The 16,943-nt window shown below is 66.2% G+C and carries 14 protein-coding genes and 1 tRNA gene; 4 read left to right on the plus strand and 11 right to left on the minus strand.

The genetic code is table 11. From position 1 onward, the window contains the following. Positions 1-17: 17 nt before the first annotated feature. Positions 18-1,493: an NAD-dependent succinate-semialdehyde dehydrogenase gene (locus V8324_RS07860; RefSeq protein WP_336419380.1), complete on the plus strand. Its 1,476-nt coding sequence runs from the start codon at positions 18-20 to the stop codon at positions 1,491-1,493. Between the two features lie 66 nt (positions 1,494-1,559). Next, positions 1,560-2,930: an aspartate aminotransferase family protein gene (locus V8324_RS07865; protein WP_336419381.1), complete on the plus strand. Its 1,371-nt coding sequence runs from the start codon at positions 1,560-1,562 to the stop codon at positions 2,928-2,930. A 321-nt stretch (positions 2,931-3,251) separates the two neighbouring features. Here the strand turns inward: V8324_RS07865 and V8324_RS07870 are convergent, their stop codons facing one another. The 5 genes from V8324_RS07870 to V8324_RS07890 form a co-directional block, all read right to left on the minus strand. Continuing rightward, positions 3,252-4,556 carry an NAD(P)/FAD-dependent oxidoreductase gene (locus V8324_RS07870; RefSeq protein ID WP_336419382.1) on the minus strand — a complete coding sequence of 435 codons (1,305 nt, stop codon included), beginning with the start codon at positions 4,554-4,556 and terminating at the stop codon, positions 3,252-3,254. A gap of 45 nt (positions 4,557-4,601) precedes the next feature. Continuing rightward, complete coding sequence (locus V8324_RS07875) at positions 4,602-5,969, minus strand: glutamine synthetase family protein (RefSeq protein ID WP_336419383.1); 1,368 nt, start codon at positions 5,967-5,969, stop codon at positions 4,602-4,604. 1 nt (position 5,970) lies between these two features. Continuing rightward, a complete protein-coding gene (locus V8324_RS07880) occupies positions 5,971-6,648 on the minus strand; it encodes a type 1 glutamine amidotransferase (protein WP_336419384.1) in 678 nt (225 codons plus the stop codon). Between the two features lie 48 nt (positions 6,649-6,696). Next, a complete protein-coding gene (locus tag V8324_RS07885; RefSeq protein ID WP_336419385.1) occupies positions 6,697-8,013 on the minus strand; it encodes a glutamine synthetase family protein in 1,317 nt (438 codons plus the stop codon). 232 nt (positions 8,014-8,245) lie between these two features. After that, positions 8,246-8,938: a M48 family metalloprotease gene (locus tag V8324_RS07890; RefSeq protein ID WP_336419393.1), complete on the minus strand. Its 693-nt coding sequence runs from the start codon at positions 8,936-8,938 to the stop codon at positions 8,246-8,248. Positions 8,939-9,170: 232 nt separating this feature from the next. Between V8324_RS07890 and V8324_RS07895 the strand changes: the two genes are divergently transcribed. Next, positions 9,171-10,748 carry an ABC transporter substrate-binding protein gene (locus V8324_RS07895; RefSeq protein WP_336419386.1) on the plus strand — a complete coding sequence of 526 codons (1,578 nt, stop codon included), beginning with the start codon at positions 9,171-9,173 and terminating at the stop codon, positions 10,746-10,748. 43 nt (positions 10,749-10,791) lie between these two features. On the opposite strand, the gene V8324_RS07900 is transcribed toward V8324_RS07895, so the two are convergent. The 4 genes from V8324_RS07900 to V8324_RS07915 form a co-directional block, all read right to left on the minus strand. Then, positions 10,792-11,844 (minus strand): lipocalin-like domain-containing protein, encoded by a 1,053-nt coding sequence (locus V8324_RS07900; RefSeq protein ID WP_442970485.1) that lies wholly within the window; start codon positions 11,842-11,844, stop codon positions 10,792-10,794. Further along, complete coding sequence (locus V8324_RS07905; protein WP_336419387.1) at positions 11,834-14,257, minus strand: ABC transporter permease; 2,424 nt, start codon at positions 14,255-14,257, stop codon at positions 11,834-11,836. Before V8324_RS07905 ends, V8324_RS07900 begins: the two co-directional genes overlap by 11 nt. Continuing rightward, complete coding sequence (locus tag V8324_RS07910) at positions 14,254-14,910, minus strand: ABC transporter ATP-binding protein (RefSeq protein WP_336419388.1); 657 nt, start codon at positions 14,908-14,910, stop codon at positions 14,254-14,256. Before V8324_RS07910 ends, V8324_RS07905 begins: the two co-directional genes overlap by 4 nt. A 105-nt stretch (positions 14,911-15,015) precedes the next feature. After that, the gene (locus V8324_RS07915; protein WP_336419395.1) at positions 15,016-15,204 is read right to left on the minus strand and encodes a DUF6324 family protein; all 189 of its coding nucleotides are present in this window, start codon (positions 15,202-15,204) and stop codon (positions 15,016-15,018) included. A 137-nt stretch (positions 15,205-15,341) separates the two neighbouring features. Here V8324_RS07915 and V8324_RS07920 point away from each other — a divergent pair. Continuing rightward, a tRNA-His gene (locus V8324_RS07920) sits at positions 15,342-15,418 on the plus strand. A gap of 630 nt (positions 15,419-16,048) precedes the next feature. On the opposite strand, the gene V8324_RS07925 is transcribed toward V8324_RS07920, so the two are convergent. Further along, positions 16,049-16,330: a hypothetical protein gene (locus V8324_RS07925; RefSeq protein WP_336419389.1), complete on the minus strand. Its 282-nt coding sequence runs from the start codon at positions 16,328-16,330 to the stop codon at positions 16,049-16,051. Continuing rightward, positions 16,327-16,857, minus strand: coding sequence for a major capsid protein (locus V8324_RS07930; protein WP_336419390.1), 531 nt, complete (start codon positions 16,855-16,857; stop codon positions 16,327-16,329). The genes V8324_RS07925 and V8324_RS07930 overlap by 4 nt, the downstream gene beginning before the upstream one ends. Positions 16,858-16,943: the final 86 nt, after the last annotated feature.

Raw genomic sequence — 16,943 nt, forward strand, 5'->3', positions numbered from 1 at the left:
GTCGAAAGGAGGGTCTCATGGCCGACTCAGCGATCTGGACCCGGAACGGGATCAACGACACACGTCTTGTGCGCAGCTTTGCCTATGTGAACGGCAAATGGGTGGCGGGCGACGACAATGCGACCATCACCGTCAGCGATCCGGGCAGCGGGGACACGCTCGGCACCGTGGCAAGCCTCAGCGCGGATCAGGCCCGCGCCGCGGTGGACGCCGCGCAAGCCACTTTCGAGTCCTGGGCGATGACCCTGCCGCAGGACCGCTCTGCCATCCTGCGCCGCTGGTTCGACCTGATGATCGCGCACAAGGAAGATCTCGCGCGTATCATGGTGCTGGAGCAGGGCAAACCGCTGAGCGAGGCGCGCGGCGAGATCAACTACGCCGCCAGTTTCGTGGAATACTACGCCGAGGAATCCAAGCGCCCCAATATCGAGGGCGTGACCAGCCACCTGCCCGATGCCGAGGTCGAACTGTGGCTGGAGCCGGTTGGCGTGGCGGCGATGATCACGCCGTGGAACTTCCCCGCCGCGATGCTGACGCGCAAGGCGGCGGCCGCGATGGCGGCGGGCTGCACGGTTGTGGCGCATCCGTCGGGCGAGACGCCCTATTCGGCGCTTGCATTGGCTGAACTGGCCGAGCGTGCGGGCGTGCCGGCGGGCGTGTTCAACGTTGTGACGGGACGTGCATCGACGGTGGTGGAGCCGTGGACCGAAGACACCCGCGTTCGCGCCCTCAGCTTCACCGGCTCGACCGGTATCGGGCAACTGCTCTACCGCCAATGCGCCGGTACCGTGAAGAAACTGGTGATGGAACTGGGCGGGCATGCCCCGGTGATCGTGTTCAAGAACGCGGATCTGGACACCGCGGTCAGGGAATCGATCAAGGCCAAGTTCGCGACATCGGGCCAGGACTGCCTGGGCGCCAACCGGATCTATGTCGAGCGTGCCGTTTATGACGAGTTCTGCCGCAGGTTCACCGCAGAGACGCGCAAGCTGACCCTCGGGCGCGGCATGGACGACCCGGATATCGGGCCGCTGATGAACGACAAGGCGGTGCAGAAGCAGGAAGAACACGTTTCGGATGCCCTCGAACACGGCGCGACGCTGGCCTGTGGCGGCAAGCGCGCCGATCTCGGGCCGCTGTTTTATCAGCCGACGGTGCTGACCGACGTGCCCGACGCCGCCGCGATCATGAGCGACGAGACCTTCGGACCGGTGGCCGCGATCACGCCGTTCGAGACCGAGGACGAGGTCGTGCGCCGTGCCAATGCGACCGAATTCGGCCTTATCGCCTATCTGCACAGCCACGACCCGCGACGGATCTACAGGATGACGCGGGCGCTGCAATTCGGCATGGTGGCGGTGAACCGTACCAAGGTCACTGGCGCGCCCATTCCCTTTGGCGGCGTCAAGCAATCGGGCCTGGGACGAGAAGGCGCACGACGCGGGATGGAAGAGTTCATGGAAATCAAGTATGTCTGCCGCGATTGGGCGTGACTGACCGGCTTTTGAGTATTTTTGGCAAGATGAAGCCGGGGCGTGCCCCCGATGAAAGGAAACACAATGCTGCGTAACGACCAACTCGATCAGTGGGATCGCGAGAACTTCTTCCATCCCTCGACGCATCTGGCGCAATTTGCCCGGGGCGAAGCCCCGAACCGGATCATCACCACGGGCACCAACTGCCATATCGAGGATCGCGACGGCAATCGTCTTCTGGATGCGTTCGCGGGGCTCTACTGTGTCAACGTGGGCTACGGGCGCCAGGATATCGCCGATGCGATCGCCGCGCAGGCCAAGGAGCTGGCCTATTATCACGCCTATGTCGGGCACGGCACCGAGGCCGCGATAACCCTGTCGAAGATGGTCCTCGACCGGGCGCCCGATCACATGAGCAAGGTCTATTTCGGCATGTCCGGGTCGGATGCCAACGAGACCAACATCAAGCTGGTCTGGTATTACAACAACATCCTGGGCCGGCCCGGGAAGAAGAAGATCATCTCGCGGTGGCGCGGGTATCACGGCTCGGGCCTGATGACGGGGTCGCTGACCGGGCTGGATCTTTTCCACAAGAAATTCGATCTGCCGCTCGAGCAGGTGCTGCATACCGAGGCCCCCTATTATTATCGCCGCGACAATCTCGACCAGTCCGAGGCGCAGTTCGTGGCGCATTGCGCGTCCGAGCTCGAGGCGATGATCGAGCGCGAGGGTGCCGATACCATCGCCGCCTTCATCGGCGAGCCGATGCTCGGCACCGGCGGCATCGTGCCGCCGCCCAAGGGCTACTGGGAGGCGATCCAGCCGATCCTCGAAAAGCACGACATCCTGCTGATCGCCGACGAGGTCGTGACCGGCTTTGGCCGTCTGGGCACCATGTTCGGCTCCGAGCATTACGGGCTGAAGCCCGACCTCATCACCATCGCCAAGGGGCTGACCAGCGCCTATGCGCCGCTGTCGGGCAGCATCGTCAGCGAGAAGATGTGGAAGGTCCTGGAACAGGGCACCGACGAGAACGGGCCGATCGGCCATGGCTGGACCTATTCGGCGCATCCTATCGGCGCCGCGGCGGGTGTCGCCAACCTCAAGCTGATCGACGAGCTGGACCTCATCGCCAACAACCGCGAGGTCGGGGCGTATCTCAACAAGACGATGAAGGAGGCCTTGGGTGATCATCCGCATGTCGGTGACGTGCGTGGCGAGGGCATGATCTGCGCTGTCGAGCTTGTGCAGGACAAGGACAGCCGGACCTTCTTCGATCCGTCCGAAAAGGTCGGGCCGCGGGTGTCGGGCGCGCTGGCGGCCGACCACGTGATCGCGCGCGCCATGCCGCAGGGTGACATCATCGGCTATGCGCCGCCGTTCTGCCTGACCAGGGCCGAGGCCGACGAGGTGGTTCAAAAGACCGAGAAGGCGGTGAAATCCGTCTTGGGTTGATCCCGGCACACGCATCTCGATGGCCGCGGGGCTCACGCCTTGCAGCCTTTTCACATGCGTTAAAAATCCCTTGATGCTTCACCGTCGGATAGGGCGATCAAATCGCGCATGATTAAAGGCATCGCGCCTGTCTTGGCACAGACAGGACACGAGGACGCGGTCATTGCATTCGGACCCGTGCGAAAAAAGGCTTCGGGGAAATGCTGGTGGTCAATACCCTCGGGCACCGACATGGTGCCCTCGGCCCGAGCCTCTGCCGGGCATATCCCCGGGGTGGACTGTCGCAACCGGCGCCGGATTGGCTGGCGCCCATGCGAGCGGTCAGATGCCCAGCCGGTCGCGCAGCGAAAACCACGTCATCGCCAGAACAAGAAGCGGGGTGCGCAGCGCCGAACCGCCCGGAAAAGCCGGCGCGGGCAAGCGCGACAGCGTCTCGAAACCGTCGGCCTCCCCGCGCACCGCCTCGGCCATGAGCCGTCCCGCATGCGTGGCGGTGCCGACACCGTGGCCGGAATAGCCCGAGGCGGACAGGATGTTCGGCGCCAGTCGCGCAAGATAGGGCATGCGCTTCATGGTGATCGCCAGCGTCCCGCCCCATGCGTGGTCGATCCGCGTCCCGGCCAGGTGCGGGAAGATCTCCAGCATCGGCTTGCGCACCACGGCCGCGATGTCGCGCGGGAATCGGTACCCGTAGCTTTCGCCGCCGCCGAACAGCAGCCGCCCGTCATGGCTCAGCCGGAAATAGTTGATGACGAACTTGCTGTCGGCCACGGCGACGTCCTGGGTCAACACGCGCGCGGCGTCCCGGCCCAGGGGCTCGGTCGCGGCGATGAAATTGTTGATCGGCATGACATGCGCCGCGACGCGTCGGTCCAGATCGCCCAGGTAGCCGTTGCAGGCGAGGATCACGTGATCGGCGCGGACGGTGCCTTTATCGGTGCTCACGCGGGTTGGGCTGCCGCGCTCGATCTGCCGCACGAACGAACCCTCGTGCATGCGCACGCCGGCAGCCTGCGCTGCACGTCCCAACCCGAGGGCAAAGGCCAGCGGGTGCAGATGCCCGGCCCCCATGTCGAGCGTGCCGCCCACGTAGGCCGGCGAGGGGCAGAGCGCCTGCATCGCGTCGCGGTCGAGTTTCTCGATCCGCGTGTAGCCGTAGGTCTCGGCGAGGTGATCCGCATAGGCATGTTCCGACGCCGCCTCGCGCTGCGAAAAGCAGGCATGCGCCACGCCCGGTTTCAGATGGCAGGCGATGTCGTGCTTCGCGATCAAGGACGTCACGAGGTCTTTCGCATCCTCGCCCAGATCCCATAGCTTGCCGGCATCCCCGCGCCCCACGAGCCGCTCGAGCGCCGTCTGCGCCATGCGCTGACCGCTGCCCAACTGCCCGCCATTGCGCCCCGACGCGCCGAAGCCCACGCGCTGCGCTTCCAGCAGCACCACGTCCAGCCCCGCCTCGGCGAGATGCAGCGCCGCCGACAGGCCGGTATAGCCCGCCCCCACGACGCAGACATCGGCGCGCGTCTCTCCCTGCAGGGGGGCGAAGCGGTCCAGCGGGTCGGCGGTCGCGGCGTACCAGCTATCGGGATATTCGCCGCGCCGGTCATTGGCATAAAGCAGGTTCATGGCTTCATCTTGCTGCAAATACTCGAATCCGGCGGTCCAACAGGGTCAGACATTGAGCAGCAGGTGCTCGCGCTCCCAGGGACTGATGACCTGCAGGAACTCCTCGTATTCGCTGCGCTTCACGATGCTGTAGACGCGGCAGAACTCGGTGCCGAGGATCTGGTGCAGTTCCGTGGCATGCTCGAAGAGGTTCAGCGCATCGCCCATCACGTTGGGAATGTCCGCGTCCCCGGCATAGGCGTCGCCCTTGAACTGCTTGTCGGGCCAGTTCTCGTTGATGATGCCCAGAAGACCGCAGGCGAGGCTCGCCGCGATGCACAGGTAGGGGTTGCAGTCCATGCCGGCCATGCGGTTCTCGACCCGCCGCCCGTCAGGGCCGGAAAGCGGCACGCGGATGCCGGTGGTGCGATTGTCGCGCCCCCAGGCCAGGTTGATCGGGGCCGCGTGATCCTTGACGTAGCGGCGATAGGAATTGACGTAAGGCGCGAGGATCGCGATCGCCGAGGGCAGGTGTTTCTGCAAGCCGCCGATGAAATGGAAGAACGCGTCGGTCTCGCCGCCTTGCGGGCCGGCGAACAGATTGCGCCCGCTCTCGCTGTCGAGAAACGAGTGGTGGATATGCATGGCGCTGCCCGGCTCGTCCTCGATCGGCTTGGCCATGAAGGTGGCGAAGCAGTCGTGGCGCAGCGCGGCCTCGCGGATCAGCCGCTTGAAGTAGAACACCTCGTCGGCCAGCTTGATCGGGTCGCCGTGGCGCAGGTTGATCTCGAGCTGGCCGGCGCCGCCTTCCTGGGTGATGCCGTCGATCTCGAAGCCCTGCGCCTCGGCGAAGTCGTAGATGTCGTCGATCACCGGGCCGAACTCGTCCACGGCGGTCATCGAATAGGCCTGCCGCGCCGCGGCCGGCCGGCCCGAGCGGCCCATCATCGGCTTTATCTCATGCGCCGGGTCGAGGTTGCGGGCCACCAGGAAGAACTCCATCTCCGGCGCGATGACCGGCTTCATGCCGCGCTTGTGATACATGTCCACCACCCGCCGCAGCACGTTGCGGGGGCTGAACGGGATCGGCGCGCCGTGGCGGTCGAAGGCGTCGTGGATGACCTGCAGGGTCCAGTCGGCGGTCCACGGCGCGGCGGTGGCGGTGGACATGTCGGGGCGCAGGATCATGTCCTTCTCGATGAAACCGTCGGCGCCGGCGGCGTCGCCCCAGTCGCCGGTGATGGTCTGGTAGAAGATCGAATCCGGCAGGTGGAAATAATCCTGCCGCATAAATTTCGAAGCCGGCACCGCCTTGCCGCGCGCAATGCCGGGCAGGTCGGCGATGATGCATTCCACCTCGTCGAGTCGCCGGCCCTCCAGATATGTCTGCGCCGCGGTCGGCAGGGTCTTGGTGAAGTCGCGCAGGGTGGCCATGTCAGGCGCCTTTCTTGAAGAAATCCGCGATCTGCGCGGCCATCGCGCCGTCGTCGCGCGGCTCGTCGAGCAGGTCGCGCGCCGCATCGCGCAGCGGGTCGGGCACCACGCCGGGCGCGCGGTGCTCGATCAGCGCGTTCATCATCGCGGTGTCGAATTCGGGATGCGGCTGCACGGTGAAGATATTGGGCCCATGGCGCAGCGCGGCGATCGCGCAGCCGTCGGCGTCGCCCACGATCTGCGATCCCGCGGGCGCCTCGACAACCTGATCCTGGTGCCACGCATTCAGCGTCTGGGGCCGGCCATCGATATTGTACCGCGTGGCGCCGACGCGCCAGCCGTCGGGATGTTTTATCACTTTGCCGCCAAGGGCTTGGGCGATGATCTGATGTCCGAAGCAGATGCCTACCAAGGGCCGGCCGGCATCCTTTATGTCGCGTATCAGATCCTCGAGCGGGGGGATCCACGCGTGATCCTCGTAGGCGCCATGCTTCGAGCCGGTGATGAGCCAGCCATCGGCGGCGTCGGGTCCGGACGGAAACTCGTTATCCACGACCGCGTAGCTTTCGAAGTCGAACCCGTGCCCGGCGAGCATCCGGGCCATCATCGCGTCGTAATCGCCCAAGGTTGGCAGGACGATGTCGGGGGCGTGGCCGGTCATCAGGATGCCGATTTTCATGCTGGTCTCGCTGTGTCGGTTTAATATCAATGGTTTGTGCGGCGAAGCTTACACGGTTTCGAGGTAGGTCTTCCAGTGATCCTCTGGCGCGATCCCGGCCATGTGGGCATGTTCCTGACGCTTGGTCATCACGAGGTTGCGGATGAGATCCGAATGAAAAATGCGTGCGATCAAGGGGTTGGCCTCGAAAAGGTCGATAGCGGCGCCCCAGTCGGTGGCCAGTTGCGGCAGATCGGCCTCGTAGGCGTTACCGGTGATCGGTGCGGGCGGGATCAGCCGTTCCTCGATGCCGGTGATCGCCGCCCCGAGGATGGCGGCGAAGGTGAGATAGGGGTTGATGTCGCCGCCCGCGACGCGGTGCTCGATGCGGCGCGCGGCATTGGGTCCGCCGGGAATGCGCACCGCCGCGGTGCGGTTCTCGTAGCCCCAGCCAGCCCCGGTGGGGGCGTGGGCGCCGGGCACAAGCCGCGCGTAACTGTTTGCATGCGGGGCAAAAATCAGCGTCGAGGGCGGCATGGCGGCGAGGCATCCGGCGACCGCCTGGTGCAGGATCTCGGTGCCTTTCTCGGATCCGTCGTCGAACACGTTTCGGCCCGCGCGGTCGAGCACCGAGAAATGCATGTGCATGCCGTTGCCGGTATCCTCGGCGAAGGGTTTGGCCATGAAGGTGGCGACATAGCCGTGCTGGCGGGCAAGGCCGGTGATCATCGTCTTGAAAAGCCAGGTGTCGTCGGCGGCGCGCAGGGCGGTCTGGTGGCGCAGGGTCAGCTCGAACTGGCCGATTCCGGCCTCGCTGATCGCGGTCTCGACGGGGATGCCCATCTCGGCGCCGGCGGAATAGAGCGCGGTGAGGAATGCATCGAAGGCGTCCATCTGCCCGAGGCTGAGGATGCCGGGGGCCTTCATGCGCCGCCCAGACCGTGGATCGCGTATGGTTTTCAACGACTTGCCGCCCGGATCTACCAGCGTGAATTCAAGCTCGGTGGCCGCGAAGACCTCCCATCCGCGGGCCGCAAAGCGGGCCAGCACGGCCGAGAGGGCATGCCGGGGATCGCCGGAGAACGGCGCGCCGTCCTCGGTGTTCATCACCATCGGCACCAGCGCCTGCGGCGTCTCGAGCCAGGGCAGGGGCACCGGGCCGCGGTCGGTCGGAAAGAGCCGCCCGTCGATGTCGCCGGTCTCGAACACCAGCGGGGAATTGGCGATGTCGGCGCCGAAAATATCGAGATTCAAGGAACTTAGCGGCATGCGCAGGGTACCGCCTTCGAGCTTGTCGGCATGGCTGGCGGGCAGGCGCTTGCCGCGCATCCGCCCGTTGAGGTCGCATGCGGCCACGCGAAAGGTCTGGAATTGTGAGAGGTCCATCGGGGACGGGTCCGGTCTGGGGATTTGCGCCAACCTATCGCGGGGCCGGGGCGTTTGCCAAGGTGATTTGATCAAAAAAGGCGCCGCGTCGAAGGGTACGTGCCGTACGTTGTGTACGCGTGTTGCGTACGCATGTTGCGTAGGCGGGGCGCGGCCAGCGGTCCTCGGGTCAAGCCCGAGGATGACGATTGAATGGATGGCGCGGGCAACGCGCGGTGTCTTGCATCGATGTTCAGGTCAGCTTGGCCTGCCAGTCGCTTTCGAGCTTCTCGATGGCGGCGATACGCTCGTCCGTCTTGGGGTGGCTGAGCAGCCAGGCGGGCATCGCGCCGCCCGCCCCCGAGGTCAGTGCCTCGAGCTTGGTGAAGAGCGATTTCTGCGGCTTGGTGCCGATGCCGGCCTTGGTCAGCAGCGCGGCGGCATAGGCGTCGGCCTCGTATTCGTCGCCGCGCGACAGGCGGGCGGCGAGCAGGCTGGACAGCGCGTTGGCGATCCAGATGCCCACCCCCGGCAGGAACCGCGACAGGATCATCGCGAGCGCCGTGCGCAGCGCGTTCTGGCCGGAAAAGTCGATCATCCGGCGCCGGGCATGGCCCAAGGCCACGTGCCCGAGCTCGTGCGCGATGACCGAGGCCATCTCGTCGGCCGACACCTCGCCGCGCTGGAACTTGCGGTAGAAGCCGCGGGTGATGAAGATGCGCCCGTCCGGGGCCGCGAGGCCGTTCACCGGGTCGATCTCGTAGATGTAGACCGGCACGCGCCGGATATCGAGCGCGCGCGCCAGCCGGTCGGTCATGTGCTTGAGCATCGGATCGGCGAGCTCGGTCGAATGCGCGTCGAGCTCGCGCTTCGTGCGCCAGACCGACAGGCGATACATGCCGAGCCCGTAGAGGATCGCGAGCAGGATGGGCAGAACCTTTATCATCACCGATATATGGTGCGTCGGGACATGTCTGGCAAGCCGGCCGGGCAGGGTGCGGGTCAGGCCTGCGCGCATGTTTCGCGGTGATTTGGCGGTGACCATGACGCGCGGACTGTTGATCAAGTGCAACATCATCGTCAGGATGTGGATTATCTGAAACAAAAAGCGCCATTCCGGCGTGACAGCGGGCCGCCCGGGCCTAGGTTTCGGCGTATCCAGACAGAGAGGATGACAGATGACCAATCGCAGAAATCCGAGTGGTGCGCTCAGCCGCCGCGGCCTGCTTCAGGGGGCGGGGGCCACCGGTCTTGCCGTGGGGCTGATCGGGCTGGACACGCGCCCCGCCAGGGCCGAGCCGCAACGCGGCGGCACCTTCCGGGTGGGGGTGCATGACGGCAACACCACCGACAGCTGGGATCCGGCGACGACCGCCAGCATCCTGATGATCCATAGCAGCCATGTGTGCCGCGCCTACCTGACCGAGATCACCAACGAGGACATGCTTGGCCCCGACCTTGCGACCGACTGGCAGGCGACAAAGGATGATGCCAGCCAATGGCGGTTCGAGCTTTCGCGCGAGGCCACCTTCCATGACGGGCGTCCGGTGACGGCAAGGGACGTGGTCGCGTCGATCAATTACCATCGCGGGGCGGAAAGCGCGTCGGCGGCGGCGCCGCTCTTGTCGGACATCACCGAGATCCGACCCGATGGCGACCACGCGGTGATCTTCGACTTGTCGCGCGGCAATGCCGACCTGCCGCATCTGATGACCGATTATCACCTGGTGATCCAGCCCGCGACCGAGGATGGCGGCATCGAATGGGCGAACGGGATCGGCTGCGGCCCCTATTCGGTTACCGAGTTCGAGCCGGGGATCCGCGCCAAGTTCGCGCGGCATGACGGCTGGCACCGGGCCGGTGAGGGGGCGTGGTTCGACGCGATCGACATGACGGTGCTCAACGACGCGAACGCGCGGCAGACGGCGATCGTCACCGGCGATGTGGACGCGGTCACCGATATCGACCTCAAGACCGCCGACATGCTGGCGCGCGCGCCGGGGGTGATCCTCGACGATGTGCCGTCGGGCACGCATATCACCATGCCGATGTTCTGCGACGTGGCGCCCTTCGACGACGTCAACGTGCGTCTGGCGCTCAAGCATGCCATCGACCGCAACGAGATCGTCGACAAGATCCTGTTCGGGCGCGGCACCATCGCCAACGATCACCCGATCGCGCCGACCATGCCCTTTCACGCAGATCTGCCGCAGCGGGAACAGGATCTGGACAAGGCGCGCTATCATCTGAAGCAGGCCGGGCATGACCGGCTGTCGGTCGAGATCTCGGTCACGGACTCGTTGCTGTCGGGGGCGACGAACATGTGCTCGCTCTTTGCCGAGCAGGCGCGGCCGGCCGGTATCGACCTCAAGGTCAAGCAGGAGCCGGCGGATGGCTACTGGACCAACGTGTGGCTGAAGAAGCCCTTCTGCGTGGTCTCGTGGACGGCACGGCCGACGCCCGACGTGATGTTTTCGCTGGCCTACAAGGCGGGGGCCGACTGGAACGAGAGCCACTGGCAGAACGAGCGGTTCAACGAGTTGCTTCTGAAGGCCAAGGCCGAGCTGAACCAGGAGTTGCGGGCCGAGATGTATGCCGAGATGCAGTCGCTGTGTCGCGACGATGGCGGCACCATCGTGCCGTTCTTCCGCAACCGCACCTCGGCGCGGCGCAACAACGTCATGCATGACGCGCAGATCGCGGCGGTCTGGGAACTGGACGGCGCGCGCGGTTATCACCGCTGGTGGTTCGCCTGACGCCGAAGGGGTGTCGGGGGCTGGCCGCGGGCCGCGGCCGGCCTCACTCGTACCCTGTCATCTCCAGGTAGCCGCGCCCGGCGTGGCTGCCCGAGACATGCACCGGGCCTTCCCAGTAGGGCACCGAGGTCGCCATCCATGCATCGCGGTTGAGCGCCGCCACCGTGATGTCGAGATCGCGGGCGGGAAGTTGCAGATGCCAGCGTGTGGGCACCTCGCGGCCCGCCACCGCCGTGACCTCCAGCGGCGTGGCCTGCAGCGCGCCATCGTCGAGCGTCTTGGTCTGCCCGTCGGGCATGATCCACGTCCCGGCAGTGAACGGATCGCCGTCATCCTCGCGTAACTGGAAGCCCATTAGTTTCTCGCCCGTTTGAAACGTCAGCGAAAACCAGTCCCAGCCGGTCTGGTCGTCCGACAGCGGCTGCGACGACCATTCGCGGTCGAGCCAGGCCGAGCCCGTGACCTCGACCGGACCCTCGGGCAGGTCGAGCGTGCCCGAGATCTCGTAGAAGGGCTGCGAGTAATAGTAGCTGGCCTGACCCTGCGGGGATTTCACCGAAAAACCGTTCTGCCCGTGAAAGACCAGCGGGCCTTGCGCCTGCAACGCCATGTCGTAGCTGAAATCGGGGGCGGTGGCGGTGAGGCTCAGGTCGCCGAGGGTGTAACCCTGCATGTGCCAGTCGTCGATCCAGGCCCGGAACGGGTCGGGGGTGACGCCGGCCTGCCCGATGCCGCCGCGCGCGAACCTCTCCGTGCTCAGATGCCGGTCGGGGGTGGTGATCGCGGCATGGGCGAACCAGACCTGCGGGCTTTGCCAGCCCTCGGCCTCGCCCGGGGCCAGCGCCGAGCGGAAGAGCGTCCATTGCAGCCCGTATTCGGTGCCGTCGGGCGCGTCGAGATTGGCGGTCAGGTACCACCATTCGATGCGGTAGTCGGGATGCGGACCGTGATCGGCGGGAAAGTCGAAATCGGGATCGGGCTTGGGGGTGGCAAAGCCCTCGGCCTCGGCGCCCATACCGGCGAAACCCTGGGCGTGAACCGGGGCAGTCAAGGGGGCGGCGAGCATAAGGCAGGCGAGGATCGGGTCAATTCGCATTGGCAAACACCTTGAGCAGATGCGCGGCAGGGGTGCGCGCCAGCCGTCGCGCGGGCCACAGGGCGGCGAGCAGCGCCGCCAGAAGGGCGAAGGCCCCGAGCCGCGCGTAATCGAGCGGGAAGAGGTACATCGGCAGGCGCCAGCCGAACGCCTCGACATTGATGATGGCGAGCAGCATCCATGCCAGCGCCAGCCCCAACGGCAGCGCCACCAGCAGCGTGAGCGCGGCAAGGATCACTGCGCGCAGCAACTCCAGCCGCCCCAGAGCGCGCCGCGTGACGCCGAGCGCCCAGGCGGGGGCCAGCTGCGGCACGCGCATGCCGGCCAGCGTCAGAAGGCTCATCAATATGGCGAAACCGGCCACGGCCAGCGTCAGTATGTTGAGTGCGCCCGTCACCGTGAAGGTCCGCTCGAACACGTCCAGCGAGAAGCGTTTGAGCGCCGCCTGGTCGGTGATCTGGCCGGGATCGAGGCCGAAATCCTCGATCAGCGCGTCGCGCAAGTCGCCGGGATCGTCGGTGCGCAGGCCGAAGCGCGTCGCGCGGATGTCCGGGAAAAGATCGCGGAACAGCGCCTCGCCGATCACCGCCTGTCCCTTGGGGTTGCCGTAATCGCCGGCGACGCCCGCGATGGGCAGCGTGACATCGGGGGTGATCGCCAGATCGTCGCCGGGCCAGAGATCGGCACCGCGGGCCAGTTGCTCGTTGATGATCACCGCGCGGCCTTGTTCGACGCGGTCCCAGACGCGGCCGTTGGTGCCCGCGTCATCCGCGATGAAGGACCAGTTATCGGCATAGCTTGGCCCGACGCGCGCGCCGTAAAGTTCCGTCGGCTGATCGGCGAGCCGCGTGTCCACGGACAGAAGCGGCAGGATGGTGCGCGCGCGGGGGGCGGCGAAATCCTGCAGCGCCGCGGCGCGTTCCGCGGTGTCGACGCCGACGTAAAGCTCGGCCGTGAGGCGCTGGTCGAGAAAGCCGATAAAGGTCAGCCGAAAGCTGGAGACCATGGTCGAGACGCCGACATTGGCCGCCATCGCCAGCAGCAGCGCCATCAGCGCCAGCCGCAGGCCGGGCAACTGCTGGCGCGTGTCGGCCCAGAACCATTGCCACAGGACGCCGCGCGCGCGGTGCTGCGCAAGTGCCAGCATCGCGTCGAGCAGGAGCGGCAGCGCGAGCGCGGCGCCCAGAAGCAGGCAGGCGAGCCCCGCGAACCCCGCGATCAGCCCGTCGCCCAGCGCGGGGCCCACCGTGACCAGCGCGAGCGACGCGGTCAGCAGCAGGGCCACCGCCGCCGCCTGAAGCCCGCGCGCCCGTGTCGAGGCGACGGCCCAGGCCCGCGCCTTGCCGCTGGCCAGCACCGGCATCCGCGCGATCCGCCACAGCGCGCCGGTTGCGGCGAGCGCCGTGCCGAGGATCGCGATGGCCAGCCCCGACAGCCACCAGACGGGCTCGAGCGACAGCGCGCCGGAAATCTGCGCGCCGTAAAGCCCTTCGAGCGTGGCGGCGACATCCGGTAGCAGGCTGGCGGCCAGAAGATAGCCCAGAACCACCCCGATGCCGCCCGCGACGAGCGACAGGATCAGCAATTCCAGCCCCATCAGCAGGACAAGCCGCCGCAGCGGCATCCCCAGCGTGCGCAGCGTGCGGACCATGCCGCGGCGCTGCTCGAAGGCGAGCCCGATCGCGCCGTGGACGATGAAGATCCCCACCGCGAAGCTGAGCAGCCCGAAGGCGGTGAGGTTGAGGTGGAAACTGTCGGTCAGCTGCGCGATATCGGCGCTTTGCCGCGAGGGCTGCAGCACGAGGTCGGGCGCGATCCGGTCGAGCGCGGGGCGCCCCATCGGCTGACGCTCGGCGACGATCAGCCGGCTGATCTCTCCGGGGCGGTCGAGCACGCGCTGTGCGATGCCGATATCGGTGATCGCGGTGTCGGGCGGCAGGGCGGCATCGGCGACGATGCGTTGCGACGTCGCGTCGCGTAGCGCCTCGGCCACGCCGGGATGCGCGAAGAGCACGCCCTCGGCCAGAACCGTCTGCAACGGCGTGTCGCCGGCCTGGGAGACCGGGCCAAGACCCGCCGGCGCCGTCAGCGGGTCGAGCCCGACGATGCGCAGCCGCGTCTCGCCAGCCGTCAGGCTGTCCTCGAGCACCGGCCCGACCTGCCAGCCGGCGCGGCGCAGCGCGAGATAGGTGTCCTGCGCGATGGTGTCGCCGGCGCGCGGCACGATCTGGTCGTAGCGCCCTTCGCCCATCACCGAGGCCGCCGCGTCGTAGCTGGCGCGGGCCTCGGCGTTGAGGGCCTGCACCCCGGACCAGAGTGCTGTGGCCAGCGCCAGCCCCGCCACCAGCGTGAAAAGCTGGAGCGGGTTGCGGCGCCAGAACGACCAGAGCGCGGCCAGCCCCGCGCGGTTCATGCCAGCCGCCCGAGGCTGAGATGCACGCGCGCGTCGAGGCGGTCGGCGAGATTGGGCGAATGCGTGGCCATCATCAGCGCCGCGCCGGTCTCGGACACCAGTGCCAGCATCTGGTCGAGCACCGCGGCCGCCGTCGCCTCGTCGAGATTGCCGGTCGGCTCGTCGGCGAGCACCAGCCGCGGCTTGGCGGCCAGCGTGCGGGCAATCGCCACGCGCTGTTGCTGGCCGCCCGAGAGATCCTCGGGGTACTTGGCAAGCTGGTCGGTCAGCCCGAGGGCGTTGGCGAGGGCATGGGCGCGCTCGGGGTCGTGATTGCCCGCAAGCCGCGCCTGGAAGGCGATATTGGCGCCCACGTCGAGCGACGGGATCAGGTTGAACTGCTGGAAGACGATGCTGACCGTGTTCCGTCTAAGGGCCGCGCGCCCGGCATCGTCGAGGCCGGTGATCTCGGACCCGTCGATGACGATGCGCCCGCCATCGGCGCGGTCGAGCCCGCCGACGAGATGCAGCAGCGTGCTTTTGCCGGACCCGGATTCTCCGGTCAGCGCCAGCGTCCGCCCGGCCCCGAGCGACAGGTCGATGCCGCGCAGCACCTCGATCGGGCCTTCCGGCCCGGCAAAGGATTTCGCGAGGTTGGTGATCTCGAGCAGCATGCGCCTGTCCTTTTCCCAGCGGGGACGTATCTCGCCCGCGCGAAATGGAAAGGTGCCGCGTCGCGGCGGGTCAGCGCATAGCGAACGGGCGGGCCGCGGCCGGTCTCAGGGTTTGCGGGCCGAGGCCGCGCGGGCGGCCGCCTCGATCTCGGCGGCGATGTCGCGCGCCTCTTCGGGGGTGAAATCCATCGGGATCTCGGTGCCCTGCGCCTCGACGAAAAGCCGCACCATGCCCTGGTCGGTCGGCCCGATCTGCAGGTTGGCCTCGATATCTTTTTCGGTGTTGATGCCCATTGCGCCCTCCGTGACAGCGAGAGCGGGGTAGCCGGTGGACGCGGGCTTGGCAAGCGCCGCGTCGCCCGAGAAAACCGGCGCGCGCGGGATCAAGGCGCTTGCATTCGCGCGGCGGGATCGGTACATCGCCGCCGAGTGCCGCCTTAGCTCAGTTGGTCAGAGCGCTGGATTGTGGATCCAGAGGTCCCCTGTTCAAGCCAGGGAGGCGGTACCATAAAAACAATGACTTAGCCCTCAAGTTGCCAAGATATCATGCCAATGAACGCTCCGGGGTAACGTTTCGGGTAACGATCACGAGGGAGCTTTGCGCTTGGGTGTAGATTCGATACTAAAGGAGTCTGACACTGCCCTAGCGCTTATTTCGTCGCTGCCTGGCTGGCTGAGCGTAGTGATCGCAGCCTTATCTCTTGCCGTATCTATCGCAGCATGGCGTAGGGCTGCGCCGCCAACGTTTGCGCAAGTCTGGGCAACATGCGCGGGCAGAGGGCCTGAAGGGATTACCCTGAGCCTGCGAGCGCGCAACAATTCGCAGTATGTGGTCCGCATCGATGCAGTATCTTGCTTGCCCGGTGAGGTCCAACTCGCGTCTGAGGACGGCTACGACCCGTCTAAGGGTACAGTTATAAAAGCACCTAGGCGCTTCAAAAGCGAGCGAGAAATTGGGAAAGACTTGCAACCCGGGGACGATTTCGAGCTCGCTTTTGCTGTCAGAATTCGAGATGGAATACCTAGTAAATGTCGAGTTAAAGTAGACATGTCGGCAATGCGAGATAAAATTAGAAGGCAATCAAGCTTCGTCTCGGTTGCCGTTCCCAACGACACATCAAGCTAGCCGCGATTATTATCAACTGCGCAACCGCGCCTTGGCGTCGTCGATAGCGTCCAGCACCACCGGCAAGGCGGCATGTTCACCCGCACGGCTGAATTTCACCGCCGGGTCAGGCGTCCAGATCAGCCATGTGTCATCCGGTGCGCAGACCAGCTTGCAGCCGCATATACGCAACGGCCAGCGCAGGAAGGTGAACCCCGCCGTGATCCGAAAGCCTGCTTTCGTCACCACCGGCGGGGAATGCAGCGACACGTCAACGATCTTGCAATCCAGTTCCATGTCGCTGCACATCATCATGCGAGTTTCGCGACAAGGAAGGCCACGCCAGCCGCCTTGCGCTCGACAACCCGATTCCAGTTCGCGGCCAAGGCCAGTTCGGCAATCGTCGGGCTCTCCGCCGCAACGCTGCCCTCGTTCCACTGGAACCCGGACGGATGCACCGCGAGATTGACGCGGCTGTGCAGGATTTGCTGCCCGCCGCCATTGCCAGCCCCCGGCTTGTTCTCGATCTCCGTTCCTTCGGCCACGCGCGGCGCAGAGATGCCCCAGCCCACGGCCCCCGGCGTAAACAGAACGGACGTGTAGTTGCCCGTATCCACCGGCAGAAGATCGTCAACGACAACCGCCATGCCCCGGAAGGTCTGGAAATTGCCGCCCTGACTGTCGGGGATTGTCTCGATCAGATCATCCTTCAGCGCCTTGCGGTAAACATCCGAATGCATCGCGATGCCCGCAACGCTACCCATCAGATCGCCCATAGTGCCCGCCGCGTCGATCACCGCCGATGCCGAAAACAACGCCGCCGCGCCTGTCTCGGCTGTCAATGTGCATTCAAAACTGACCCGGTGTGATCATCCAAAAATGACCCACCCCGGAGGTGGCAAAGCCCACAGGCGAGCGGCCACCAAAT

The organism is Roseovarius sp. D22-M7 (assembly GCF_037083785.1).
Taxonomy (GTDB): Bacteria; Pseudomonadota; Alphaproteobacteria; order Rhodobacterales; family Rhodobacteraceae; genus Roseovarius.